Source organism: Paraburkholderia xenovorans LB400 (genome assembly GCF_000013645.1).
Lineage (GTDB): Bacteria > Pseudomonadota > Gammaproteobacteria > Burkholderiales > Burkholderiaceae > Paraburkholderia > Paraburkholderia xenovorans.
In genome coordinates this window covers 696,321-719,720 of the sequence record NC_007953.1, presented here as the reverse complement: position 1 = coordinate 719,720, position 23,400 = coordinate 696,321, and the positions used below count along the sequence as shown (strand labels likewise).

Below are 23,400 nucleotides of genomic sequence, written 5' to 3'. Positions count from 1 at the left end.
GAACACGCAGGCTATGCGTCCGACCCCTATAACATCGATTTGAAATATACAGCAAGGCAGTAGTTGTCTGGTTGCGAGACCTCATTGGCGTAAACCAAGATTCGGTCTACTTTAGATAGAAGGTATTCCTGGTCTGCTGGGGGCTTGTAGAGCGGGTTGGCAAGGCATCCGTTCAGCTTGAGACGTTGGTCGACTTTGTCGATGGGTGAGCTTCCTTTAAGGACTCGCTGTCGTCGTCGATTGTAGGCACGGTTGAAGCTTTTCAACAAGACTTCAAGATCTGCATGGCCGGCAATGTTGATGCCAAGGACTTCGCTTGCGACGCGGCCGTTGAAGCGCTCGACCATGCCATTAGTTTGTGGCGTATAGGGTTTGGTTACGCGACGGGTGACTTTGAGTTTCGCGCAGGCGCGCTCGAAGTCATCAGCGGTGAAACAGGATCCGCGATCCGTCAGCACATGGGTGATGCGGAAGGGAAAGGCCTTTCGCGCTTGTGCCAGGAAGGCGATTGCATTGGTTGTATTTTCGGCGTCGTAAACGGCGAGGTGCACAAAGCGAGAGCAGCGATCGATGGCGACATAGAGGTAGCGCTTGCGCACCTCGCCGTCAGCGGTGCGCAGCTTTGGCAAGTGTTTGACGTCGATATGGACGTAGCCGAGATCGTATTCCTTGAAGCGCCCCTGACCTTTCTCAGGAAGTGACGTCGGCTTTGGAGGGCGCCGGTTGAGGCCTTCAGATTTCAGCACGCGGTAGATGCTGTCGCGATTGAGATGCGGCAGGAAATGGCCCAGCACGAAGCCCAGGTCGTCAAGGGGGAAGCCCGTAGCACGCCGCACCGCACAGATGATGGCGCGTTCCTCCTCACTAGCACGCCATCGCAGGCGTTTGGGTCTGCTCGATCGGTCCTGGCATGCCTGCTCACCGCGCTTACGCCATTTGCGCACTGTCTCAGCGCTGATGCCGTAGCGCCTGGCGACGACGCTCGTTGGTTCCGTGGATCGTGCGATTTCTGCTCGTACCACAGGGGTCGTTCGAGCCTGGGGATGGATTTGCATCATGCCCGCACCTCATCAATCACAGGTTGAAAGCACCACGCGTACTCGGCTACAGCCCATGCTACCTGATCCCAATGACGTTCCGCAACCAGACAAGTAGTACTACTGTGTCATAAAGTTATCTGAAGTAGCGCAGCAAAACGGACATCGCTGCAGCTGCCTGGAGATGTGGACAGCAATGCACCAGCGCAACGTTGCGATCGAATCAGGTACGTGTCGCTGCGCGCGCTGGGGAGCCGCGTGGGACGTAGTCCGCGGGTAAGGCAACCGGGTTGCGGATTTCGGCGTTTTTTTTACTGCCCCCTTGAATGAGGCGTTGTGCGACAAGGAACCCATAAGCGGCAATGCACAGCGATGCATGGTGATGAAACCCGCGCCATCCTCGTCCCTCGAAGTGGCCAATGCCGAACTCCTGCTTGAGATCCTGGTAGTCGCGCTCGGTGCGCCAGCGCATTTTTGCAACGTAAGCCAGACGTTCTACTGGTGTGTCATCGGGCAATGTTGAAAGCCAGTATTTGGTTGGCTCAGACTCCCCGTTGGGCCACTCGATCAGCAGCCATTCTTCGTCGCGTGGGGTAGCACGCCAGTAATCGCGGTGTGAGGCGCGAACCCGAACAGCCGCAAATCGCGAGCTGAGTGTGGCACGCGTGCCTTCGCGCCATGAAGCCGTGTGGTAGCGGGATGGTTCGGGTGCCAGCGCCAGGTCCTTGACCGGGACGGGATCATGTCCTGGTATGCGGCGCTGCAGGCTTCGCGGCCGGCCAGCCTTGCCCTGCGAGGATTCGGCTGGCAGCGGGGCGAGGCCTGGTGGCCACACGCGGGTGCCCGACTGGATACCCACCGCATATTGCAGGCCGAGTTCGCCAAGGGCATCGCGAAACGCGGTGTCGTTTCCGTAACCCGCATCGGCCAGTACAACCCCGTCCGGGGCACCGCTTTGCCGTGCCTCGCGCAACTGCGTGACCGCGATCTGGGGCTTGGTCGCAAACCCGATCTCATCGGGCACGCCGGCCTGCTGCCGTCTTGTCGGATCGTCGGTCCATTCCTGTGGGAGATAAAGCTGGTAAGCGACGGGCAGGCTCGCCGCTTCGGTGGCTACGGACAGACTCACGGCAACCTGGCAGTTATCCTGTTTGCCCAACTGCCCGCAGTATTGCCGCGCTACGCCGACCGAATGCCTGCCTTTCTTCGGGAAGCCCGTGTCATCAATCATCCAGTACAGGCCCTTTGCCGGGTCCATGTGCGGCAACACCCAGCGGCGCACCTGTTCGAGTAGCGCGGCGTCAGACCATTCCGACTTTGACACGAAGTGATGCAGCGACTGGTGCCGCGCGCTTACGCGATGCGGCTCCAGATGGGCTGCCAACGGCTCGACGCTCTTGCGCCCGAGTGGCCGCATCAGCCCCCTGCAATAGCCAGTCAGCCCGGCGCGGCGATCACTGTGCCCGACTACCTTGCATAGGTGTTCCAGGTACTCGTCGAACGAAGTCTCCCAGTTCATCACTTCCTCATGTAAAGGATGAAGAAGCTCCTATAATGACATGAATTTTATGACACAGTAGTAGTGTCCGGTTAAATATCGAACAAAGTCATTTGGTTAGCGGGTTGAGGCTGATCGGGGCCTGATCCAGGGGAGCTTCAGCAGCGGTTTGTGCGGGCTGTGTGTCAGCGTCGTCGGTATCCGAAAACATTTCAGCCGATCGGTCAACAAAGGCGGCGCGATCCGAGCCATGCGCAGGCCTTTCGACTTCTCCACCCAAAGCAATCGCAAGCGCCTTCTGCGGTACAGCAGCGGCCTTCGGTGACTTCTGCCACCCGCGCTTCGTGCCTTCCTTATGCGCGTACTTCCGGGAAACACGGAGGTTTTGGCCTATGTCGAGTTCCGACTGATGGGCCGGTCTCGCGAAGTGAGCAGCTAAAAAAACGGGCGTTTCACCAGGTCATGTGCGAAGTAATACTCTTGGCTACCTGCCTTGAGAAGGCTATTTATTTCCGCCACGCTTTCTTCAACGATATCTCCATCCGGGACGGCACCGATGAGGGCCAACATCGGGGACAGCGGGAGGAAGGTGGTCATTTTGAGCGTCGGAACGTCCGGCACAATGAATTCGCCAGCTTGCGCATGAACGACGCCTCATCCGCCGAGCGCGGCGGCAAGATCGCGCGTGTAACCACTCACACGCATTCGCAGTTGTGCCCCGTTGATCTGCCGCGTGGGTACCTTTCCCCCTTTTCTCACGAACACGCGATCAGCGCTCTCCAAATGCTCCGCGCGAGCCTTGCTCATGTCGTATGCAGGAACACCGAACAGTTGAAGTTCTTGGGCAGCAAGTCCCCGGAAGCGTGTCCGCATAACCCAAAGCGCAAACATGGCATCGATCGCGGGCTTGTGTTCGGGCGCTATCGTGTTGATCAGGCCTTCAGTGATCGGCTGTACGACCTCCTGAAATCTGTTTTCGATCTGCGTCATGTCATCTTCTGTCTGCTGGTCCCATGCACGTCGCGCGCAAAACACGATGTCCTCCGGTCGAGCAGGGCGCTCCTTGACCCTGAGCATGTCGAATACGGCGACGCGCCCGCCTTGATCGACAAACCGTTCGATGCTGCGCACGGGAAAGACGTGCTGCTTGCGCGTCAGCTGATGTTTGTTCTCCGGCAGCGGTTTTTCGGGCTTGCTCTGCTTACCCTGCGCCGGCAATTCCGGTAATGGCTCAGCCGCCATCGCGAGCGTCGCAGCCATTACTGCAGCCGCATACCGGCCAGCGTCTGGATCGTCTTCATCAACTGCGATTCTGATTACCGGCATCTTTCATTCCAGTCGAGTTCAGGTCAGCGGTGTGAGGCTGCGCAGGCGGTGCAAGGGCCATCGAGGCCGCGCGTGCTCGGGTTTTCCCGGGAATCGGGGCATTCTTTGCTTTAGTTGTCATCCGATGATAACATACAGGCCATGACAGATCGAGACCACAGCCTGGACACCCTGCTCGAGCTGGACGGCGTGATGTACACCGTCGACGATACCGGGTGTTGCTGGGTGAAATTTGAAGTAGCGCGCATCGCAGTATCACCGGAGCGCCCACACGGATTGAAATATTCCCTGACGTTGCACGATGAGAAGGGTACGCGTCTGTTGGGATTCGATAACGCGCATCCGGTCAGGGATGGGTGCAGGCCCCGGCGCACGGACGCGGATCGAGTACGACCACAAGCACGCTGGCGAGCGCATCCGGTTTTACGATTACATGGATGCCGCGAGACTGCTTGCAGACTTCTGGACCGAAGTCGAACAGTGATGAAGGAAAGGAGTGAGAGCGATGACTAACGAACACATCCTGAAAGTCGGGATTGCCCCGATGGAGCAATTCAAGGCCCGGACGATGGCAATCGCGCGGGGCGAATACAAGCCGTCACCTGACGAGCCGAAGATCTGGTTTTCGTCGCCTGAGTCGTTCGCGCAAGTGCTGTCGGGAAAAAATCAGGCGTTGCTCGCTCTGATTGCCAAGACGAATCCGGCTTCATTGACGGAGCTGTCCATAACGTCCGGACGGGCCAAGTCCAACCTTTCGCGCACGCTTAAGACGATGGAGCGGTACGGCATTGTGTACTTCGAGAAGGGCGATGGCCGCGAGGTCGCACCGCGGGTGAACTATTCAGGCATCAGCCTCGAAATGTCGTTCGCCTGACACCCCTACTCACGGCACCAAGCCCGCGACACGCCGACCAGCATCGCGGGCTTCTTTATTTTGACCACATGACAAAAGCAAAACCATTCGACGCGTCCGAGTAGCTGACCGACGACGAGACCATCCGCCACTACCTCGCTGAGGCCTTCGAGAGCGGCGACTCAGGAGAAATCCGTACGTCCCTCGGCCACGCCGTCAAAAAGCCAAAGGCACGAAGGAGATCGCGAAACGCGTCGGCCCCACCAGCAAGACCCTGAAGCAGATGCTCGCATATGAGCACGTCAACTGCGCCGCCATCACGATCATTGTCGGCGTACTCGGCCTACGGATGACCGTCGTGGTAATCGAACGTGACGACGGAGAGCGGTTCGTGTTCTCTGATCCGGGCAACCGGGTCTATCGATAGCAAGCCTACGGGCGTGGCATCGAGTGGGCGAAGCGCTGGATTGACACAAATTACCGGATTGGCGCGCACAAATCGTGAGCTTGCCACGCTGAGAACCACATTTTCGTCTGCGGCGTCCTGTCAACATAGGCAGCAGCCAAGTACCATCAGTTGAAAATCATGCCATCATTGATTAAAGTGCCGCCAATGACGGAGGCCAAGATGTCGAGCACGACGACCCGAGATATTGGCGAACAACTGAAAGCGCGTCTGCGCGGTGAGGCGGCGCAGCATGGACTATCAATAGGAGACGAGGCTCGAGATAGTCTCCGTGCTGCTCTCTCGACCGACTCCATCGATCTTCAGCACAACCTGGCTGAATCGATCCGGAGCCGGATCGAGCCGCTCGGGGGCATCGACCTGGAATTTCCGCCACGCGACGGATTCGGGAAGGAGTGGACTGCGGCGCATGATCGTTCTTGACACGAACGTTCTGTCGGAGATGTTGAGGCGTCTGCCTGGCGTCGAAGTGATGGCGTGGCTAGCTGCACAGCCGCGCGCGGCGCTTTTCACGACGACAGTAATCCGTGCCGACATCCTCTACGGTCTTTGATCTTCGGCCGGATGGCACCCCGGAGGAGAGCGTTGTCTAGCAGTCGATGCGATTTTCGCCGAGGACTTTGCAGGCCGGCTTCTGGGCTTCGACCACGATGCGGCGGACGGGTACGCAAGGATTGCGGTGACGCGTAAAAACCCCGGGGAGACCGATCAGCCAGCTCGACGCCATGATCGCTGCTTGTGCGCGTTCAAGAGGGGCCGCACTGGCCGCGCAATGTGAAGGATTTCTCCGGGTGTGAAATAGCAGTCATCGATCCGTGGGCGGTGTTGAATTGGGATTCGAACCGTATTTTGGCGGGTTGAAATCGGGATCGGACCTCCTAGACAGCGGAAAAACGGGTCCTTTTGAATATGGGTAGAAGTATGGGTAGCGGAAAGGTGATTTTTCGGAGCCTTGCCTGTAAAAGGTTTCCGGGCGATTTGGCATCCCTCCGTCGAGTGCCGAGGTGGGCTCATCGAAGAGGATCAGCCGCGGGCGCATGGCGAGTGCCCGTGCGATCGCGACGCGCTGCTTCTGTCCGCCGGACAGTTGCGACGGGAACGCATCAGCCTTTGCGGCCATACCCACCTTTTCGAGCATGGCCATGCCAAGTTCGCGCGCGTCGATACGGCTCATCCGGTTGACTTCGACTGGGCCGATGGTTACGTTGTCGATGACGCGAAGGTGGGCGAACAGGTTGAAGTGCTGGAACACCATCCCGATGCGCGCACGCCGTGCGTTGACGATCCGCTCCGGAAACATCCGGAACCGGCCGTCTCCAGCCATTTCGCCCATCGGCTCGCCGCCTACGCTAACCTGCCCATGATCCGGGACTTCCATCAGGTTGATGCAGCGAAGCAGCGTGCTCTTTCCCGAACCGCTCGCGCCGATAATGACGAGCACCTCGCCTTTGCTAACGGTCAGGTCGACGCCCTTGAGCACGGCGTGATCGCCGAAGCGTTTTTTCAATCCCTGAATGGAGACCATCGGTTCGTCGCCGGGAGAATGTCTCATGCGATCACCCTGATTTTCTGTTCGAGAACGTGCGCAGCCGCAGAGATGGCCCAGCATAGAAGAAAATAGACGACGCCGATAAAGGTAAATATCTCGATCGGCCGGAACGTGGTCGTGCTGAGGGTCTGTGCCTGATAGGTCAGGTCCGCTACACCGAGCACCGACACGAGCGAAGAATACTTGAGCAGCGAGACGAATTCGTTGACGAACGGCGGAATCATCTGTCGGACGGCCTGCGGCAGAATGATCTTGCGCATGGCCTTCGAATAGGACATACCGATGCTTCTGGCCGCTTCAAGCTGACCACTGGGGACAGCCTGGATGCCGGCGCGGAAGATTTCGGCCACATACGCGGCGCTGTTGATCGACAGCGCGAAGATGCAGGAACTCGTCGGGCTCAGATTGATGCCTGTGAGCACGGGTAAGCAGTAATAGACCCAGATGAGCTGGACGAGCGTCGGAGTGTTGCGGAACACCTCGACATAGACGCCTGCCACTCGCTTGAGTACGCCTTTTGAGGAAATCCTCATGATGCCAATGACGAGACCGATCACGATGGCAACGGCGAGGGAGACGGCCGTTACAGCGAGTGTGAGCCATATGCCGTGGAGCAGATACCCGAGGTTCTGGCCAACGATGCCCCAGTGAAAATGATAATTCATGAGCGTATCCCGTCAGGTTCAGATGCAGCGCTTCACGAAATTTGTGAGCAATGCGTTGAATTCAGCCGGACGCTCCCAGTATGGAAAGTGTCCGCAGTCGTCGACGAAGGTCAGCGTCGAACCGGCAATGATCTGGTGCGCCCTGGCTCCATAGTCGGGCGAGACGGACGGGTCGTCCCGGCCCCATACGATGCTTACCGGGAAGCGGCTCGCGGCATCCGCGAGGCGGGCGGCAACCGCGTCATCGTCGAGGCGCTCGCGGTAGTAGCGAGCGAGGGCCGCAAACGCTTCGGCGGCGCCGGCCGAGTTGTTGATCCGGTAGTCCTCTTCGACGAGTTCCTCGCTGATCAGCTGCGGATCCAGCACGCCCCGGTACATGCGGCTGCGGATCTGTTCCTTCTGCATTTCGCCGAGCCACTGGACCGTCTTCATCCGGCGCGCTTCCCCGGCCGGGACGAGACCAATGGCGCCCACCGCCATCAGTCCCGCGACCCGCTCCGGGTGATCGGCTGCGTAGTGCGCAGCGACGAAGCCGCCGAACGACGTTCCGACCAGCACGAGCTTCTCCACGCCGAGTGTCTGGACGAACTGATCGAGCCACCGGCTGTAGCCGTGCGCAGAGTAGTCGAAGTCTTCATGCTTGCTGGCGAAGCCGTGTCCTGGCAAGTCGATGGCCATGGCGCGCACGCCGGCCTGCCCCAGCGCGTCGAGATTGTGCTTCCAGCGATCTGCGCGTGCGGACAGGCCGTGGAGCAGGACGACGACCGGGCCGTCGAGCCCGCCCTGGATGACGCGCGTCATCGCCGATCCGGCGTTGTGTGGATAGCTGATCATTATTGTTCCGTGTGCGGGTCCGGTCTTGTGGGGAAGGTAAGCCTTTTCAGGAAACGAGTTTCTCGAATTCAGCCGAAAACGGCGCAGCCAGCGTGGGCAACCCGTTTTCGACGATCATCTGCTCGCCGATCCATAGCGACTGGTTCATCACGACACCATCCGGGTGGTTCTCGCCGCCGCCCGGCAACCACCAGGGCAGGCCAAGCCCGATGGCATTGCAGCCTATTACGCGGATGTCTTCCATGAACGAGCGCCCGGTGGACGCGGCGCCCGGATTCAGGCCTACCGTCAGGTGGATCACATTGCCGTATTCACCGCCGCCTGCGCGGCGCAGCGCGCGGTCCATCACCTTCGCCGCGCTGCCTCCGCTGACGGAGCGGACCCGTCCATCCACCTCGAGTACAAGTGGCTCGCGCAGTGGTGTGTAGTATTCGTGGAATGCGGCTTCGAGCACGATCTTTCCTTTAACCGTTTCCAGCTCCGGATAGAAGATGGCCGAGCCCGGTATGGTCTGCGAACCCGGCTGCGTCGCGCGCCGGTCCTTGCGGGTGGCGGGGCGTCCCATCACGAACGAGAAGTCGCTGCCGGCCGCCGATGTCACGCGGCAATGCTTGCCTTGGGCTTCCCGGAAGAAACCATCGGCTGCTTCCTGAAGGTCGAACAGCGCGTCGAAATCGACGCTGCCATAGAGCCGCGCGAAACCCGCAGCGCTCGCATCGCCGACCAGCAGGTAGCGGGTGCGCTTGTGCTCCATCGCGCGATCGAACGCGCCGGAACCGGCCATGTAGGGGAACGTCAGGTCGAGCCAGACATCGCTATGCATCACGGCCGCCTCGACCGGAGACGGAATGTACGGGTCCGACAGCGACCCCTGGAATGGCAGGCGGGGCATGTCGACTACACATGTCTTCGCGCCGAGCGCGGCGGCCGTATCGGCAAGCGCTCGCACGAGGTCCGTGTCGGAGTTTTCGTCAGTGGTGAGCACGACGTTTTCGCCTGGCTTCGTACAGAAGTGGTCGCGCAGCAGCACGTTCGCGGCACGCAGGCAGGAGGCATTCGAGTGTTGGGCGGACATCGCAGGGTTCCGTGAGAATGAAGTTGGAGTTCGAAGGGGCACCCCGGTTACGCTATTCCTCGGCGACGGCGGGCAAGGCCGCCAGCCGCGCGTCAGCGTCGACGCTCATATGGATCAAGGCCTCGTAGATGCGCACCGCGTCCCGGAGCTTGACGACCTCGCAGTACTCGTCGGTCTGGTGCATCGCCGTCAGTTCGCCCGGGCCCAGGATCAGCGTCGGGGCGCCGTTGATCAGCGGCTGCAGGGCGCTTGCATCGGAGAAGTATGGGGCGGTACCCACCGCGGGCCGTGTGCCGGTGATGTCCTCGACGATGTCGAACACGCGCTGCACAGGCGGGAGCGTCAGCACGGCCGTTGTCTGTCGAGCCTGCCCCGCTTTCCATTGCTGCAGGAGCCTGTTGATCGTGCCCATGCTGCCGGTATTTCCCAGGCGCTCCCGCACGGCGCGCGACGTTGCTTGATGCCCTCGACCTTCATTGCGTCGGCGATGGCATTGACCTGTTCGGCGGTAATGGTTGCTTCGCGTCCCATTGCGACTCCTTTTTGATACGTTATGTTATGAAAAAGCGCAACCACGAGCACGACAATGAACGCGATCTTCAACGCGCCCCCCAGTGAGGCACGTCAGGGGCGGGGAGCCGGCGCGCGCCCGCCCACCATCACCCAACCCGAAGAGTACGGACCAGCCGGGAGTTGCAAGACGACCATCAATGTAGTAACATATCTACATTGATAATGTGTAGTTGAGGTATCCAATGACCATTACGACCCTATCCAGCCGCGAGTTCAATCAAGACGCCAGCGGCGCCAAAAAGGCAGCTAATGAGGGACCGGTGTTCATCACCGATCGCGGTCGGCCGGCACACGTCCTGTTGTCCATCGCGGAATATCAAAAGCTGATTGGCGGACCTGCCAGCATCATCGATATGCTGGCCATGCCCGGCGTCGAACAGATCGAATTCGATCCGCCGCGTGCAGGCACGCTTTCCCGTCCGGCGGACCTGTCCTGATGTTTGTTCTCGATACCAACGTCGTTTCAGAATTGCGGAAGGCAAAAGCCGGCAAGGCCGACAGGAACGTGGCATTTTGGGCAGCCAGCGTATCGCCTGGCGCCCTCTTTCTGTCGGCCATTACGATCCTGGAGTTTGAAACCGGCGTACTTCTGATGGAACGTCGCGACGCAACGCAAGGCGCCATTCTTCGCGCCTGGCTGGACAGTCATGTCCTGCCGGCTTTCGCCGGCCGTGTGCTGGCCGTCGATATTGCCGTCGCGCAACGCTGTGCAAGGCTTCATGTGCCCGATCAGCGCGCGGAGCGCGATGCACTGATCGCCGCTACAGCTCTTGTGCATGGCATGACGGTTGTCACACGGAACGTAGGCGACTTCGTCCAGACGGGCGTCGACATTCTCAATCCATGGGAGCCGATCGGAATACACCATGATTGAGCCAGTAGAGCCACACGATACGGTGAATCGACGGGGGATGTATGCCGGGAGAAATGCGCATTCGAATCTGGGACGTCGAGCATGGCGCCTGCGCCATGATTCAGCACGTCATTCAAACAGGATTAGGTGCGCAGGGCGGCCGGTTGGCGATGATCGATTCGGGGCATGGCACATCCTTTCGCCCTGGCGAGTACATCACGAGGACTTTGGGGCGTAACCGGCTGGACTACCTGTTCATCACGAACGCCGATGAGGACCACATGAGCGACCTTCAGGGGCTGTGGGATGCTGGCATCTTTGTGCCAGTGTGCACCGCAATCCCAGCCCGTCTGCGGCGACGATGCGCGTCATCAAAGAGCAGTGTGGGCCACTGACGCGTGACGCCGAGCGATTTGTCCAGATTTGCCAAGGTTTCAATGGGGCCATCGCTGAACCCTTCGACCAGAACATGGGCGGCATCACCATGTCGGCATTCTGGAACACCTACCCGCAGTTCATTGACACGAACAACCTGAGTTTGGCGGTCTTCATCAAGTACAGGTGGTTCAAAATCCTCTTTGCGGGAGATCTTGAAAAAGCTGGTTGGCGCGCATTGCTGCAGCAGGCGAGTTTCCGCGCTGAGTTGGCGGGTACGGAAGTGCTGGTCGCATCTCACCATGGCCGGGAGAACGGTTTCTGCGAGGATATCTTCGCCTACTTCACCCCGAGTTGCGTCGTGATTTCGGACAAGGCGATCGTGCACGCCACGCAGGAGACGGTGCCCGACTACCGCGCCGTCGTTCGCAAGCAGGGCGCGTACGTGAACACGACCGGAAAAAGACGTCATGTCCTGACGACACGCCGCGATGGCTGGATTCAGTTCACCGTTCTTGACAACGGCTACAACATCGACACCGAGTACAAGGGATGAGAAGCGGAGCACAACGGTCGTTGAAGGCCGGCAACATGACCTGGCTGGTGGCGCTGGCGCTGCTGGAGATTGTGCTGTTGCTGGTCTTTGCTTTTCCAGCAGTTATCGAGGCGGCATCATTAAAGCTGCTGATGAGCGTGCGTGCGGCGCTCATGATGGTCCTGCCGGTTGCTGTCCTGCTGCTGTGGGGTCTGGTCCCGACAACGTCAAAGCGATGCTGGTGTACTGGAAACTCATGAACGCTCTTCCCGGCCATGAAGCGTTCACGAGGTTTGGCCCGGCTGACCCACGCGTCGACATGACCACTTTAAGAAAGAACGTAGGGGCGCTACCGGTCGAGCCGGCCGAACAGAACGCGTTCTGGTACAAGCTTTACAGACGCGTTGAGTCGGAGGTTCCGGTGGTCGACGCGCGCAAGATGTATCTACTGTGGCGTGATGCGGCTGCGCTGTCGCTACCTCTTGTCATCGCGTTGCCACTCCTGCTCCGGTGACGGCGCGAGCACGAACGCCGCATGGATCGCCTGTGCGATCTTCGCGGCGCAGTACTTCCTGACCGCGATCGCAGCACGGCATGGCGGCACGCGGTTTGTTTGCAACGTGCTCGCCATCCACTCCACCAAGCGCGTCACGGCACCCGCAAAAACGTAAGAAATAAACGCACGCAAACGCACGCAGCACCTCTGGATAACTGACGATGCTTGGAAAAGTCATTGGAACATGGCAAGGACGGCGCAGGCTGGAGCGCCTGCCACGAATCACCGTCGACACAACCGCAAACTACTACAAAGCATTCACCGCACCGAAGAGCGACCTGGTAGATGCGCTGCTGCTGGTTCGATTGATTACCGATCGTGTGAACGGAATGCAACAGGCCCAAGCTGACCACTCCGCGCGGTTCTCGGTGCATTAGGCACGCAGCGCCCCGACAATTGGCCAGTAGTCGATTCAGAGGAGCATGTACACATGAGCAGACACGACTTCATCAATGCCTGCGAGTATCTCAGGGCGACCGTGACTCAGGGGGAACAAGACAGTCTCTCGTTGAGCCAATCGCAAGCCGAGCTGGTTATCAACGTCGTAGCTCAGGCAATCGGTATGGGCGAAGAATGAGCTTCCCCTGAAATTTCGCCTTCCAGCAGGTCGCGTATAAACTCGACCCAAAGGAAGGAAAGCATAGATGTTCAAGGTACCGCACCAGGTGTACACGACAGAGTTCAAGGAAGCCGCCGTGCAACGAGTCAAGGACGGGCAAGGCCTGAGCGCCGTATCCCGGGAATTGGGTATGTCGACGCAGACTCTGCGCAACTGGCTGAAGGCCTCGGAGGCCGGCAAGCTCAACGGTCCGGGGGCGAAAGTCGTTAGGGCGGAGCAAATGGAGCTCTCGCGGCTGCGAGCGGAGAACAAGCGCTTGCAGATGGAGCTGGAAATCGCAAAAAGCGTGGCGTTCTTCGCGAAGGACCTCCTGTGAAGTTTGCCTGGATTGACACGCAGTGCCGGCAATATCCCGTGTTGGCGCTGTGCGAGGTCCTTGGCGTGAGCGTTAATGGCTATCGCGCCTGGAAGCGCGGCGGCACGCCCGAGCGTCAGCGGCTGACCGATGCGCAGTTGCTCACATTGATTCGGACGATTCACGCCGAGGTCAAAGGCGCGTACGGCTCGCCGCGCATGACCGAAGAGATTCGCTCTCGCGGCTTCCCAGCCAGCAAGGCACGGGTAGAGCGGTTGATGAGCGCCAACGGTATTCGAGCCTGCCACAAGCGCCGTTACCGCGTAACAACCGATTCCCGGCACAAGCTGCCGGTCGCGCCGAACGTGTTGAATCGCAACTTCGCGCCGGCCGGACCCAATCAGCTGTTCACCTCGGACATCACGTACATCTGGACCGACGAAGGTTGGCTGTACCTGGCCGTCACGCTGGACCTGTTCAACCGGGAGGTCGTGGGCTGGTCTGTCAAGCCGCGCATGACCACGGAGCTCGTTATCGACGCGCTGACGATGGCATGGCTCCGCCGTCGGCCCGCGCCTGGTGCGCTGCATCACTCGGATAGGGGCAGTCAATACGCCAGCCACGACTTCCAGCGCAAGCTCAACTCGTACGGCATGCAATGCTCCATGAGCCGCAAAGGCAGTTGCTGGGATAACGCGCCGACGGAAAGCTTCTTCAACAGTCTGAAGAACGAGCGAGTGCATGGCACGAGGTACCGCACGCAACGCGAAGCCGTCCATGCAAGACTGGGTTGTGGCTCAGCGGACAAGGGATGCGGCTGCATAACCCGGGGCCTCTGGAAGGCGAAAAACCGAGGGAACCTCAGTTGATCAATGAAGAGTCCTATCAAAAGGGCGTGTCGGGTCGTGAGTCTGTCTATACTCCAGCTTACGTGAGCTTGCTGTTTATGCTGTACCGCATGCATAGGCTGGGTCTGCGGGAATTCGCGGGATTCATGCACGACTACTGGCGCGGGCGCGGTGTTGCGCTGCCCGTTGCGAGCTTCGGCCACCTGTCTGACCTGTTTGCTGCGCTGGACATGACCATACGCAAGCAATGCGCCCGTGCGGCCGAGCGCTTGAAGGAAGGCGAGCCGGTGACGGTGATCGTGGATAGCACAGGCTTGCGCTTTTCCCATGCGGGTGCATGGTATGAGAAGAAATACGGCAAGCAAGCGCCCTGTACGCCATGGCGCGTGATGCATCTGGCGATGGATGCTGAAGGTGATGTGCTGGCGGGGGAAATCACGGACACCGAGACCGGGGATAGCAGCGGGCTCGATGTGCTGTTGCCGCAAGTGGGCGAGATCGATCGGCTGATTGTCGATACGGCGTATTACCAGATCGAACGCAATGAACAGTTACCCGCCAGCGGCGTTGTGCCGGTGATTCCACCTAAGTCTGATGCGGTCGACGACCCCGATCAAAACCGCTGGCACGATCAGCTTGTGTGCTATCGGAACGAGAAAGGACAGTATGCATTCCAGAACAAATATGGTTATGGCCTGCGCGCTCGCGTTGAGGCGCAATTCTCGCGCATCAAGCGCTGTCTCGGCGATGCGCTGCTGACTCGCCGCATCGCATCACAAGTTCAGGAAGGCCTCGTGATTGCCAACCTGATCAATCAATGGAATTCCTTCGGCCAGGCGAGGTGCGTTAAATTCTGGCGGATTTTTCATCTGAAGATCTTACCCCATCTCGTTATCGCGACAAAACCGTTTCGCGTCCAACCGTGTACCGAACCCTTGCACGCCAGCCGAATGTGGCATAGCAAGCGAAGTTGTTCATTCCTCTCCCTCAATGATTGCCGAAAGGCTCGGTTCAATTCGCCCCGGACATTTATATGAAAGAAAGACTTGCTTCCAAGGTTGCGGTCATCACTGGGGCAGCCCAAGGAATAGGTGCGTCGGTTGCACGGTCATTCGCACAGAACGGTTGCTTCGTCTACGTCACTGATATCAACGATGAGCTTGGCAGAACAGTGGCGACGTCGATTGGCGATTGCGCTGCGTATTTGCCACTTGACGTTCGAGAAGAAGGCGATTGGCAGCGTGTAACGACGCATGTCCTGGAAAAACACGGCCGACTGGACGTATTGGTCAACAACGCAGGGATTACTGGCTTTGAGGCTCGTGTCGTGCCGCATGATCCAGAGCACGCGAGCCTTGAGGAGTGGCGCGCTGTACATCGAACGAACCTCGACGGAGTGTTTCTCGGCTGCAAGTACGCCATACGTGCCATGCGACGTCATGGACAGGGCTCGATCATAAACATCTCTTCACGCTCTGGCCTGGTCGGCATTCCAGGTGCGGCGGCATATGCATCGTCAAAGGCCGCAGTCCGCAACCACACAAAGACTGTTGCGCTCTACTGCGCGGGACAAAACCTCGAAGTTCGGTGCAACTCGATTCACCCAGCCGCCATCCTCACGCCCATCTGGGAACCCATGTTGGGCACCGACGCCGGCCGCGAGGAACGAATGGCTGCACTGGTCCGTGATACCCCACTCCGGCGGTTCGGCACGCCTGAGGAAGTTGCCGCCCTCGCATTGTTGCTGGCATCGGATGAGGCGACGTACATCACCGGTAGTGAATTCAACATTGACGGTGGGCTCCTGGCCGGGTCGGCGGCAACACCCGCTGTGATCGATGACGGCGAAAACTAACTAAGGTGGGACCGTTGCGCCAGCAGATCACTTGGCCTGCAGTGCCTTACACGCGGTGACACTGTAGCCAACGTTGCCTCAAGTCGGTTGGCTGTCCAGTTGTTCCCCGGACCCCCAGTCCGAGCTGGCAGACGCGCCTGCGGCACTCACGTACTAGAAATCAAGTTGCGTTTCTGATTCCGGCCGCAAGCCTTGATCTACCGTTGCCGGATACCCGAAAAACGCAACAGTTCCAAACATACTAGCTGTCGAGGCCATTCTCAAATGTCGTAGCGGCAGCAAAGTAGAAGTGTCGTAGTTGTAGCTTTGCTATCTCCTTGACGAGGTTTTGAGTACAGAATCCTGGAGGCTGACCGGCGTTCTGCCAATCGCGGTGTTCAGATCCCCGACCGTGATCTCCCGCTGCTTCTTTGTCCCAGCCTTGCGTTCCTTCAGCTTGGGCGCCTGCCCCTGGTTGGTCCGTGACGGCGAGCCTGACGCGCGCCGGTTATCGCGATCGGCCTGAACGAGCTGCGCGACCTGCAGCACGTGACCCAGCCGCTTGTGATCGACCACCGCGCCCTGATCAATCTCGGAGAGCCGGTCGTAAGGCCTGCAGGGAAGGGCGACACCGTCGGCGCGGACCTCAATGCGCCCATCCGGATACTCATACACGTCGATGTAGCGTCCTACCAGCCTGCGGTCCGCCTCTGTGTCATCGAGCAGGTAGATTACCCGGTCGTACTGCAGCGTCAGCGAACGCGTGACGCGCCGCGGTTCACGCCACGTCAGGATAGTGTCGAGATTCTCATCCTCACGTAGCGGCCGGTGCGCATTGAAGGCGCTCCGTGGCACCTTGCCAAAGCGCGTGTTGTAATCGGCAATGAAGCGGGGCGCATAGGCGTTGGCCGCTTCCTGCGTATCGATGCCACGCAACCCTGGTTCCTTGACGAGCCGGTCCTGCAGCGTCAGGTTCGCCCGCTCAACGCGCCCCTTGGCCTGACTTGAATTCGCACATAATCCATCGATGTTCAGCTCGAACATCGCCCGGCCGAAGTGGGTCACGCCTTTGCCGCCCGTCGTTGCCGTCTGCGTCGAGCGGAACACGCCAGCCTTGCCGCTATAGAACGCCACCGGCTTGCCATGCTGTTCCAGATACGCCCGGGTCACTTCAAAGTAGCTGAAGGTCGATCCGGTCGCCGTGAAATGCAGCGCCATCAGCCGGCTGGTCGCATCGTCGACGTACACCAGCAGTGTGCAGGCTGGCGCCCGTTCCTCGAACCAGCGATGATCGCTGCCATCGATCTGGATCAGTTCGCCCAGACACGCACGACGCGCCCGCGGCTGGTAGATCTTCGGCGGCCTCTGCCGGCGTGGTATCCACAGACCGGCGTCCGTCATCAGCCGTCTGACGGTTTCCTTGGCCATCCGGATGCCGTGGCACTCCCAGAGCTTCTCGCAGGCCAGCGTCGGCCCAAAATCGGCGTAGCGCTCACGAATGATCGCCAGCGCCCGCTGAGCCAGTCCTTCGTCCAGCTTCCGGTTGCCGGAACGGCCACGTCTGCGCGAGGCCAGTCCCGCCGCACCGGATTCCTGATAGCGGATCACCAGGCGCTCAACCTGACGCACGGTCAAGCCCAGACGTTCGGCCGCGCGACCAGGCTTGAGGCCCATGTCGACAATGGCCTGGATGACCTTCAAACGGTCGAGTTCGCGCATGTTCAATGTCACCAGTGTGGCTGGACACATGGCCGACTCCGAAATCTCGCAACGGACCGACCAGCATGCCAGCGTTCAAAAACACGACATTTCTATCTGGCCAGAACACGACATTTACATGAAGCCGCTACACGCTGCATGTTGATAATTTATATTATGTCAAATAAAAACTCCCAGATTGATGGCCCATCTGCTTGCATCCCCAAGCGCCCGCCTCATGGTTCGATATGTCATCGGATGCCCAAGCTTTTTCGGACGTCATGGTTCAGCGTTCTCTTTTTCAACCCAATCCCGTCGGAAGCGGTCCCTATCGTTTCAGCGGTTCAAGAGGTCCAGATTGTCCCTGGAGGTCGACTGCCGAAGTTCGGCGCCCGGTGGACGCTCTCGACCGTCATCGGCGAAATAGCGTCTTGTCGACGTAACGATTCACCGACCCATCAAGCCTCAGGCTCGTCTTCCTCAAGAATGCGCCGTGCCTGCAGAATCACCGGACGATCGACCATCTTTCCCTCCACGGCAACGGCGGCGCCGTTGGCTCGCTCGAACGCCTCGAGCACGCGTCTCGCCCACGCCAGTTCCGTTTCGCTGGGCGCATAGCAACCATTCACCACCGGCGCCTGGCGGGGATGGATGCAGAGCTTGCCGGCAAATCCCCATTTCCTGCCTTCGACGGTTTCCGTTCGCAACAGCTCGTCGTCATCGATGTCCGGCGTGACGCCATCGACAGGCGGCCGGATGCCGGCCACCCGGGAAGCCATGACCATATCTGCGCGAAACGGACTCAGCGTGCCGCTCTCCAGTGTCATGCCCATATCGACGCAGAAATCCAACGTACCGAACATCAATTGCCGAACGCCTGGAGCACTCGCGACTTCGAGCACGTTCCACATTCCTGCCGCGCTTTCGATGAGCGGATAGACGGGGATATCGCGCTTGATCCGCGCAAGCAGCGCGGCCACGTCCGACGCGTTCGCCGCTTTCGGCAGCACGACGCCCGCGACGCCCGGCAGCCTGGCGACGCGGGCGTCTTCTTCCAACCAGGGCGTGGCCAATCCGTTCACGCGGATCAGCACCGGCCTTTCCGGGCTGATCCAGTTCGCCACGGCCGCTCGCGCACGGTCTTTTTCCTCGATTGGAACGGCGTCCTCCAGGTCGACAATCACGGCGCCGGCATCGCTCTCCCAGGCCTTGAGGTAACGCTCGGGGCGATTCCCCGGAACGAACAGAAAAGACCGATGCTGCTGCCGACCGATTCGAGACATATGCGTTTAATTCCGTAAATTTCCGCGCGTCCCCGGCTCATCGGCTCAGGGATGCTGCGTAGGACTGTTGTATCTAATCGAGTTCCTCGACGAGCTCGGGCACGAGCGGCCCTCGCACCCGGGCCCCGCGCCGCCTTCATCGTTTCTTGACCATCCCGTAACCGGCCGCCGCGTCGGCCTCGCTGGCATCTCCCACCTTGGCTTCCAGATCCTCGAGGCTGATGTTGGTCGTATCCACCGCGACGAATGCCGCCACCAGCGCGCAGCCGAACCACGCGGCCGCGCCGATGGCGATTAGCCAGCCGCCGTTGGCCCCGCCCGCCAGCAGGATCGAGGCCACGATCGGCGCAAGGAACCCTCCCAGCCGGCTCAGTGCGAAACAGATGCCGGCGCCACGCGCACGAACGCCGGTCGGATAGATTTCCGCTTCATAGGTATGCAGCAGCGGGCCGTTGATGAAGATCATCGTCTCGGTCAGAAAGCCGAACAGCACGATGAGGAAGGTCGAATCGACGAGCAGGAAGCAGAGCCCGAACACGACGTTGATGGTATACGCCAGCGCCATGCCCCATTTGCGCTGAATCCTGTCGGTGATATAGGCGGAAATCAGGCAGCCGGTCGGATACGAAATCTGGATGATCGCCGTATAGGCCAGCGCGTGGATCACGGAATAGCCGCGCGAATATAGGAAAAAAGGTACGAAGGTCGCGAATCCGTAGGCGCCGAACCCTTGCAGCAATTCAATCGCACCCGCGCTGATGGTGCGCCGCAGATAGGCGCGGGAAATCAATATCCGCAGCGGCGAAGCGCCGCTCGCCACGTCGTGACTGCCCGCCGGAACCGGCGGCAACGCAGTAAGCCCTGTGTCGCGCATGACCCGGCGCTCGATCTCCTCGACCACGCGGTCGGCTTCCTCGTGGCGGCCGACCCGCTCCAGCCAGCGCGGCGACTCAGGCAGCCTGATCCGCAAGAGGAGCGAGGAAAATCCGCCCAGCGCTGCAAGCAGCAAGGCGATGCGAAACCCCTGGATCGGCAGGTTCGTCAACGGCACGAGCAACAGCGAAGCAAACCCGCCGACAGTGCCCCCGAAAAAACCGATCGTCAGCGCGAAGCTCGACTTCTTCCCGCGCGCCTTGGCGGGCGAGAGTTCCTGGACGTAGGTGGTGGAGAGCGGCAACTCCGCGCCCGTGCCGATGCCGGCCACGAACAACGCAATCAGCAGCACGGTTGCGTTCGGCGAAAACGCCGCCACCAGCGCGCCGACGGCCAGCGTGCACAGGTCCAGCGTGAAGGCCGCGCGCCGCCCGATGGTGTCGGCTACCGTGCTCAGGCAGACCGCGCCTACGAAGGTACCGAGGAAAAGCGCGAGCGGTAGCTCTGTCGCCAGATGCGGCTGTCCCAGATAGGCGAAGAAGTGCGCTGAGATGGGACCGACGGAAAACAGCATGTAGGAATCCCAGAAAGTCCCCAGCGAAATCAGGATGACGGCGGTTCGCAGATAGCGCGAGTCCGGCAGACGCTCGAGCCGGGCAGCGACGGAGGTGCGCAGATGGGTACTCATCGGTTGTCCTTGCGTGAATAAGGCGCTTTGACCTGGCCCCGGCGGGGCGGCCCAAACAGATACCGCTGACGGCGTTCAGAACTTGTGTCGATAACCGAGCGATACGATGGTCTGCCGGTCGCTGCTCGAAGGCGTGACGGTATTGATCGAAGCCACCGCAGCCTTGCCAGTCGAATCGACGCCGGATGCCTTCTGGTAAGCCACCACTACATAGAGGTCCGTGCGTTTGGAGAGGAAATAATCCAGGCCCAGCGTCCCTTGATGATATTGCGCGGGATCCTGACCGTTCATCGAATTCCCCCGAGTGTAGTTGTATTCAAGGCCCAGCAGGAGAGCCGAAGTGAGGTGATATCTGAAGCTCACTTCGACGTCGTTGAAGGCGGCATCGCCGTCCAGATGATTCGGATTCGGTCCGCTTTGCGCTGTATTGTTGAGCGACAGAAAGCGGATATTCGAATAGAGAAGCCCGACCAGAGCCGGACCGAAAGTGTAGTTGACGCCCGCGCCGAACACCTCGTAAGTGGTAGCGGACGCATAACCGCTATACACCGGGCTGGCGATATTGTTGGTGGTGGCGGTCACGCCGCTGTTGCCGAAGAAACTCACATTGGAGTTGCGCACATTCAGGTAGCCCAGCCCCAGTTGCAGTGGGCCGCCCGTGTAGCCTGCGCCCATGGACCATACGCGGTTCGCTGAGGTATCGCCGGCGATGCCGCCGAAGCTGTACATGCCGCCGAAGCTGATGCCGCCGTAGTTGGGACTGGCGTACTTCACCGAATTGTTGGTGCGGAAACTGTTGTCGAAATTGTCGAGATCGCCGGGATGCGAGCCGATCGTGCCGCCCCACTGATCGCCGACCGTCAACGGTCCGATGAAGTCGACGATATCGTCATACTGACGCCCCAGGGTCACCGTGCCGTAATGGCTTGCTTCGAGGCCGACATAGGCCTGGCGGCCGAACATCAGGCCGCCCTGCCCCAGCTTGCCGGTGCCCAGGTCGTAGCCGTTCTCCAGCCTGAACAGCGCCTTCAGGCCGCCGCCCAGATCCTCGGTGCCACGAAACCCGAGCCGGCTGCCGCCTTGCGCCGCCGTGGTGATGCTGTAGAGGGGATGGCCGCCCGCATTGCTGCTGTATTCAGGGCCTTCGTCGATGATGCCGTAGATCTCCACGCTCGACTGCGCGAACACGGGCGCAGCGATACCCATGGCGAGCGCGGTCGAAAACATTGCAAGTCGGATTTTCATATTGTCTCCTGTCTCTGATTATGCAATTTTCTTTTATTTAATACTCCGAACTTTATTCCAAGGATTCAAGTCCGGTATCGATACCGCGGCGTCAGCGATACTTGCGTCTACCTGGTCTCGACTAGTTATTTCGGGGTTCCAGGGAGCGGCGTCAGAACCTTCCACATCGGGTCGATGCGCTTTACCGTCAATCGACTATAGCCGACCTGCTGCGGAGTCAGAAATATCAATTAAATGAGGTAGACATAGATACGTCCTATGCCTTCGAGAGCCCGGGGCTGCGTCAAACACCCATGCACAGGTACTTGATCTGCAGGTATTCTTCGATGCCGTATTTCGACCCTTCGCGGCCGAGACCCGATTGCTTGACGCCGCCGAACGGCGCCACCTCGTTCGAAATCAAGCCGGTGTTGATGCCGACCATGCCGTATTCGAGCGCCTCGGCCACCCGCCATACGCGGCCGATATCGCGGCTGTAGAAGTAGGAGGCGAGGCCGAACTGCGTATCGTTGGCGAGGCGGGTCACTTCCGCTTCGTCGCGAAAGCGGAACACAGCCGCGACCGGCCCAAAGGTCTCCTCGCGCGCGATCAGCATGTCGTGGGTCACCTCGGCCAGCAGCACAGGCTCGACGAAGCGCCCTTCGATCCTGCCGCCCATGACCTGTCGCGCGCCTTTGGCGAGTGCATCGTCGACGTGCTGCCGCACTTTCGCGACGGCATCGTCGTCGATCAACGGCCCCTGGTCGACGCCTTCGAGAAAGCCATTGCCGACCTTCACGCCCCGGCTGGCCTCGGCGAACTGCCGCACGAAACGCTCGTAGACGGCGTCATGCACGTAGAAACGATTGGCGCATACGCAGGTCTGGCCCGCATTGCGATACTTCGAGACCATCGCGCCCTGTACCGCTGCGTCAACGTCCGCGTCGTCGAACACGATGAAGGGCGCGTGACCGCCCAGCTCCAGCGCGACCTTTTTCACGGTCGGCGCGCATTGCTGCATCAACAGTCGCCCCACGGGCGTCGAGCCCGTAAAGGACAGATGCCGGACGATCTCGCTCTCGCAGAAGACCTTGCCGATCTCGATAGCGTTCGCGGCATCGCCCGTCAGCACGTTCAGTACGCCTGCCGGCAGGCCGGCGCGATGCGCCAGCTCCGCCAGCGCCAGCGCGGAAAGCGGCGTCTGCTCAGCGGGCTTGACGACGATAGTGCAACCGGCGGCCAGCGCCGGGGCGACCTTGCGGGTAATCATCGCAAGCGGAAAATTCCACGGCGTGATCGATACGCACACGCCAATCGGCTGCCGGATGACGACGATTTTCCGGTCGTCGGCCGGACTGGCCAGCACGTCGCCCGAGACGCGCTTCGCCTCCTCAGCGAACCATTCGACGAACGACGCTCCGTACAGCGCCTCGGCGCGTGCCTCGGCCAGCGGCTTGCCCTGCTCGGCCGTCATGATGGCGGCGAGATCGGCGGCGTGCGCGACGATCAGCTCATACCAGCGCCGCAGCATCGCGGCGCGCTGCTTGCCCGTCAAGGCCCGCCAGGCAGGTAGCGCGGCGTTCGCCGCATCGATCGCCTGGCGTGCCTCGGCGGCGGCGAGATTGGGCACCCGCGCGATCTCTGCGCCGGTTGCCGGGTCGAACACGGCGAACTCCTGTGCGCCGCCCTGCGATCGTCCATCGACATAGGCCTGCGTGCGAAGCAGGGAAGGATCTTTCAGCTTGTCGAGAGGATGCGGCTTGCGTGCGGTGGCCTCGTTCATGTCGAACTCCTGATGGTTCAGTTGCGCCGCAATAAGTCCCGCGGCGCGGCGGGTGGTCTG

27 protein-coding genes and 1 pseudogene are annotated in these 23,400 nt (G+C 60.2%); 14 read left to right on the top strand and 14 right to left on the bottom strand.

Going from position 1 to position 23,400, the window contains the following annotated elements; all coding sequences use genetic code 11:
- Positions 1 to 26: 26 nt before the first annotated feature.
- The 4 genes from BXE_RS45030 to BXE_RS39960 form a co-directional block, all read right to left on the bottom strand.
- Positions 27 to 1,058, bottom strand: coding sequence for an IS481-like element ISBxe4 family transposase (locus tag BXE_RS45030; protein ID WP_011493846.1), 1,032 nt, complete (start codon positions 1,056 to 1,058; stop codon positions 27 to 29).
- Positions 1,059 to 1,260: 202 nt separating this feature from the next.
- On the bottom strand, positions 1,261 to 2,556 hold the full coding sequence (locus tag BXE_RS39965; RefSeq protein WP_011493845.1) for an IS701-like element ISBfun4 family transposase: 1,296 nt from the start codon (positions 2,554 to 2,556) through the stop codon (positions 1,261 to 1,263).
- Positions 2,557 to 2,970: 414 nt separating this feature from the next.
- Positions 2,971 to 3,132 (bottom strand): hypothetical protein, encoded by a 162-nt coding sequence (locus tag BXE_RS46815; protein WP_158340961.1) that lies wholly within the window; start codon positions 3,130 to 3,132, stop codon positions 2,971 to 2,973.
- Between the two features lie 57 nt (positions 3,133 to 3,189).
- Entirely contained in the window at positions 3,190 to 3,861 is a 672-nt protein-coding gene (locus BXE_RS39960; RefSeq protein ID WP_011493844.1) for a hypothetical protein, read from the bottom strand.
- A gap of 505 nt (positions 3,862 to 4,366) precedes the next feature.
- On the opposite strand from BXE_RS39960, the gene BXE_RS39950 reads away from it, so the two are divergent.
- The 3 genes from BXE_RS39950 to BXE_RS47620 all read left to right on the top strand — a co-directional run bounded on the left by BXE_RS39950 (position 4,367) and on the right by BXE_RS47620 (position 5,733).
- Complete coding sequence (locus tag BXE_RS39950) at positions 4,367 to 4,735, top strand: helix-turn-helix domain-containing protein (RefSeq protein WP_011493842.1); 369 nt, start codon at positions 4,367 to 4,369, stop codon at positions 4,733 to 4,735.
- 565 nt (positions 4,736 to 5,300) lie between these two features.
- Positions 5,301 to 5,603 carry a FitA-like ribbon-helix-helix domain-containing protein gene (locus BXE_RS39945; protein ID WP_233518911.1) on the top strand — a complete coding sequence of 101 codons (303 nt, stop codon included), beginning with the start codon at positions 5,301 to 5,303 and terminating at the stop codon, positions 5,601 to 5,603.
- A complete protein-coding gene (locus BXE_RS47620) occupies positions 5,590 to 5,733 on the top strand; it encodes a recombinase (RefSeq protein WP_011493840.1) in 144 nt (47 codons plus the stop codon). Before BXE_RS39945 ends, BXE_RS47620 begins: the two co-directional genes overlap by 14 nt.
- 252 nt (positions 5,734 to 5,985) lie before the next feature.
- Here BXE_RS47620 and BXE_RS39935 read toward each other — a convergent pair whose 3' ends face one another.
- From BXE_RS39935 to BXE_RS39915, 5 genes are read right to left on the bottom strand one after another with little or no spacing between them, the layout of a single operon-like run.
- On the bottom strand, positions 5,986 to 6,732 hold the full coding sequence (locus tag BXE_RS39935; protein WP_011493839.1) for an amino acid ABC transporter ATP-binding protein: 747 nt from the start codon (positions 6,730 to 6,732) through the stop codon (positions 5,986 to 5,988).
- On the bottom strand, positions 6,729 to 7,394 hold the full coding sequence (locus BXE_RS39930; RefSeq protein ID WP_011493838.1) for an amino acid ABC transporter permease: 666 nt from the start codon (positions 7,392 to 7,394) through the stop codon (positions 6,729 to 6,731). Before BXE_RS39930 ends, BXE_RS39935 begins: the two co-directional genes overlap by 4 nt.
- Before the next feature lie 18 nt (positions 7,395 to 7,412).
- On the bottom strand, positions 7,413 to 8,228 hold the full coding sequence (locus BXE_RS39925) for an alpha/beta fold hydrolase (RefSeq protein WP_011493837.1): 816 nt from the start codon (positions 8,226 to 8,228) through the stop codon (positions 7,413 to 7,415).
- Between the two features lie 46 nt (positions 8,229 to 8,274).
- Positions 8,275 to 9,303: a hypothetical protein gene (locus BXE_RS39920; protein WP_011493836.1), complete on the bottom strand. Its 1,029-nt coding sequence runs from the start codon at positions 9,301 to 9,303 to the stop codon at positions 8,275 to 8,277.
- 52 nt (positions 9,304 to 9,355) lie between these two features.
- A complete protein-coding gene (locus BXE_RS39915) occupies positions 9,356 to 9,715 on the bottom strand; it encodes a hypothetical protein (RefSeq protein WP_011493835.1) in 360 nt (119 codons plus the stop codon).
- Between the two features lie 343 nt (positions 9,716 to 10,058).
- On the opposite strand from BXE_RS39915, the gene BXE_RS39910 reads away from it, so the two are divergent.
- The 11 genes and pseudogenes from BXE_RS39910 to BXE_RS39865 all read left to right on the top strand — a co-directional run bounded on the left by BXE_RS39910 (position 10,059) and on the right by BXE_RS39865 (position 15,812).
- Positions 10,059 to 10,313 (top strand): type II toxin-antitoxin system Phd/YefM family antitoxin, encoded by a 255-nt coding sequence (locus tag BXE_RS39910; protein WP_011493834.1) that lies wholly within the window; start codon positions 10,059 to 10,061, stop codon positions 10,311 to 10,313.
- Positions 10,310 to 10,750, top strand: a complete 441-nt coding sequence (locus BXE_RS39905) for a type II toxin-antitoxin system VapC family toxin (RefSeq protein ID WP_199577107.1) — start codon at positions 10,310 to 10,312, stop codon at positions 10,748 to 10,750. Before BXE_RS39910 ends, BXE_RS39905 begins: the two co-directional genes overlap by 4 nt.
- 53 nt (positions 10,751 to 10,803) lie before the next feature.
- Positions 10,804 to 11,124: an MBL fold metallo-hydrolase gene (locus tag BXE_RS47615; protein WP_233518912.1), complete on the top strand. Its 321-nt coding sequence runs from the start codon at positions 10,804 to 10,806 to the stop codon at positions 11,122 to 11,124.
- Positions 11,091 to 11,660: a hypothetical protein gene (locus tag BXE_RS39900; RefSeq protein ID WP_233518913.1), complete on the top strand. Its 570-nt coding sequence runs from the start codon at positions 11,091 to 11,093 to the stop codon at positions 11,658 to 11,660. Before BXE_RS47615 ends, BXE_RS39900 begins: the two co-directional genes overlap by 34 nt.
- Positions 11,661 to 11,695: 35 nt before the next feature.
- Positions 11,696 to 11,899, top strand: a complete 204-nt coding sequence (locus tag BXE_RS39895) for a hypothetical protein (RefSeq protein WP_148223102.1) — start codon at positions 11,696 to 11,698, stop codon at positions 11,897 to 11,899.
- Positions 11,896 to 12,153 carry a hypothetical protein gene (locus BXE_RS39890; protein ID WP_040123520.1) on the top strand — a complete coding sequence of 86 codons (258 nt, stop codon included), beginning with the start codon at positions 11,896 to 11,898 and terminating at the stop codon, positions 12,151 to 12,153. The genes BXE_RS39895 and BXE_RS39890 overlap by 4 nt, the downstream gene beginning before the upstream one ends.
- 203 nt (positions 12,154 to 12,356) lie before the next feature.
- The gene (locus tag BXE_RS39885) at positions 12,357 to 12,572 is read left to right on the top strand and encodes a hypothetical protein (protein ID WP_040123521.1); all 216 of its coding nucleotides are present in this window, start codon (positions 12,357 to 12,359) and stop codon (positions 12,570 to 12,572) included.
- A 53-nt stretch (positions 12,573 to 12,625) separates the two neighbouring features.
- Entirely contained in the window at positions 12,626 to 12,772 is a 147-nt protein-coding gene (locus BXE_RS46810; protein WP_158340962.1) for a hypothetical protein, read from the top strand.
- Between the two features lie 67 nt (positions 12,773 to 12,839).
- Positions 12,840 to 13,934, top strand: a pseudogene (locus tag BXE_RS39875) (IS3 family transposase).
- Positions 13,935 to 13,974: 40 nt separating this feature from the next.
- Positions 13,975 to 14,994: an IS5 family transposase gene (locus tag BXE_RS46200; protein WP_052115898.1), complete on the top strand. Its 1,020-nt coding sequence runs from the start codon at positions 13,975 to 13,977 to the stop codon at positions 14,992 to 14,994.
- Positions 14,991 to 15,812, top strand: a complete 822-nt coding sequence (locus tag BXE_RS39865; protein WP_011493825.1) for a glucose 1-dehydrogenase — start codon at positions 14,991 to 14,993, stop codon at positions 15,810 to 15,812. Before BXE_RS46200 ends, BXE_RS39865 begins: the two co-directional genes overlap by 4 nt.
- Positions 15,813 to 16,121: 309 nt before the next feature.
- Here the strand turns inward: BXE_RS39865 and BXE_RS39860 are convergent, their stop codons facing one another.
- The 5 genes from BXE_RS39860 to BXE_RS39840 form a co-directional block, all read right to left on the bottom strand.
- Positions 16,122 to 17,540, bottom strand: a complete 1,419-nt coding sequence (locus BXE_RS39860; protein WP_040123522.1) for an ISNCY family transposase — start codon at positions 17,538 to 17,540, stop codon at positions 16,122 to 16,124.
- Between the two features lie 407 nt (positions 17,541 to 17,947).
- On the bottom strand, positions 17,948 to 18,772 hold the full coding sequence (locus tag BXE_RS39855; RefSeq protein ID WP_011493823.1) for an HpcH/HpaI aldolase/citrate lyase family protein: 825 nt from the start codon (positions 18,770 to 18,772) through the stop codon (positions 17,948 to 17,950).
- Positions 18,773 to 18,908: 136 nt separating this feature from the next.
- A complete protein-coding gene (locus BXE_RS39850; RefSeq protein WP_011493822.1) occupies positions 18,909 to 20,333 on the bottom strand; it encodes an MFS transporter in 1,425 nt (474 codons plus the stop codon).
- A gap of 75 nt (positions 20,334 to 20,408) precedes the next feature.
- Positions 20,409 to 21,578 (bottom strand): porin, encoded by a 1,170-nt coding sequence (locus tag BXE_RS39845; RefSeq protein WP_011493821.1) that lies wholly within the window; start codon positions 21,576 to 21,578, stop codon positions 20,409 to 20,411.
- Positions 21,579 to 21,861: 283 nt separating this feature from the next.
- Positions 21,862 to 23,340, bottom strand: a complete 1,479-nt coding sequence (locus tag BXE_RS39840; protein WP_011493820.1) for an NAD-dependent succinate-semialdehyde dehydrogenase — start codon at positions 23,338 to 23,340, stop codon at positions 21,862 to 21,864.
- Positions 23,341 to 23,400: the final 60 nt, after the last annotated feature.

Bases quoted from the DNA above. Each gene is read 5' to 3' on its own strand.
- BXE_RS39915 (WP_011493835.1), bottom strand. From the start codon at position 9,715: ATGGGCACGATCAACAGGCTCCTGCAGCAATGGAAAGCGGGGCAGGCT.
- BXE_RS39850 (WP_011493822.1), bottom strand. From the start codon at position 20,333: ATGAGTACCCATCTGCGCACCTCCGTCGCTGCCCGGCTCGAGCGTCTG.
- BXE_RS39930 (WP_011493838.1), bottom strand. From the start codon at position 7,394: ATGAATTATCATTTTCACTGGGGCATCGTTGGCCAGAACCTCGGGTAT.
- BXE_RS46815 (WP_158340961.1), bottom strand. From the start codon at position 3,132: ATGACCACCTTCCTCCCGCTGTCCCCGATGTTGGCCCTCATCGGTGCC.
- BXE_RS39860 (WP_040123522.1), bottom strand. From the start codon at position 17,540: ATGTGTCCAGCCACACTGGTGACATTGAACATGCGCGAACTCGACCGT.
- BXE_RS39865 (WP_011493825.1), top strand. From the start codon at position 14,991: ATGAAAGAAAGACTTGCTTCCAAGGTTGCGGTCATCACTGGGGCAGCC.
- BXE_RS39965 (WP_011493845.1), bottom strand. From the start codon at position 2,556: ATGAACTGGGAGACTTCGTTCGACGAGTACCTGGAACACCTATGCAAG.
- BXE_RS39855 (WP_011493823.1), bottom strand. From the start codon at position 18,772: ATGTCTCGAATCGGTCGGCAGCAGCATCGGTCTTTTCTGTTCGTTCCG.
- BXE_RS39890 (WP_040123520.1), top strand. From the start codon at position 11,896: ATGAACGCTCTTCCCGGCCATGAAGCGTTCACGAGGTTTGGCCCGGCT.
- BXE_RS39935 (WP_011493839.1), bottom strand. From the start codon at position 6,732: ATGAGACATTCTCCCGGCGACGAACCGATGGTCTCCATTCAGGGATTG.
- BXE_RS39925 (WP_011493837.1), bottom strand. From the start codon at position 8,228: ATGATCAGCTATCCACACAACGCCGGATCGGCGATGACGCGCGTCATC.
- BXE_RS47615 (WP_233518912.1), top strand. From the start codon at position 10,804: ATGCGCATTCGAATCTGGGACGTCGAGCATGGCGCCTGCGCCATGATT.
- BXE_RS39900 (WP_233518913.1), top strand. From the start codon at position 11,091: ATGCGCGTCATCAAAGAGCAGTGTGGGCCACTGACGCGTGACGCCGAG.
- BXE_RS39945 (WP_233518911.1), top strand. From the start codon at position 5,301: ATGCCATCATTGATTAAAGTGCCGCCAATGACGGAGGCCAAGATGTCG.
- BXE_RS47620 (WP_011493840.1), top strand. From the start codon at position 5,590: ATGATCGTTCTTGACACGAACGTTCTGTCGGAGATGTTGAGGCGTCTG.
- BXE_RS46810 (WP_158340962.1), top strand. From the start codon at position 12,626: ATGAGCAGACACGACTTCATCAATGCCTGCGAGTATCTCAGGGCGACC.
- BXE_RS39845 (WP_011493821.1), bottom strand. From the start codon at position 21,578: ATGAAAATCCGACTTGCAATGTTTTCGACCGCGCTCGCCATGGGTATC.
- BXE_RS45030 (WP_011493846.1), bottom strand. From the start codon at position 1,058: ATGATGCAAATCCATCCCCAGGCTCGAACGACCCCTGTGGTACGAGCA.
- BXE_RS39910 (WP_011493834.1), top strand. From the start codon at position 10,059: ATGACCATTACGACCCTATCCAGCCGCGAGTTCAATCAAGACGCCAGC.
- BXE_RS39950 (WP_011493842.1), top strand. From the start codon at position 4,367: ATGACTAACGAACACATCCTGAAAGTCGGGATTGCCCCGATGGAGCAA.
- BXE_RS39960 (WP_011493844.1), bottom strand. From the start codon at position 3,861: ATGCCGGTAATCAGAATCGCAGTTGATGAAGACGATCCAGACGCTGGC.
- BXE_RS39840 (WP_011493820.1), bottom strand. From the start codon at position 23,340: ATGAACGAGGCCACCGCACGCAAGCCGCATCCTCTCGACAAGCTGAAA.
- BXE_RS39895 (WP_148223102.1), top strand. From the start codon at position 11,696: ATGACCTGGCTGGTGGCGCTGGCGCTGCTGGAGATTGTGCTGTTGCTG.
- BXE_RS39920 (WP_011493836.1), bottom strand. From the start codon at position 9,303: ATGTCCGCCCAACACTCGAATGCCTCCTGCCTGCGTGCCGCGAACGTG.
- BXE_RS39885 (WP_040123521.1), top strand. From the start codon at position 12,357: ATGCTTGGAAAAGTCATTGGAACATGGCAAGGACGGCGCAGGCTGGAG.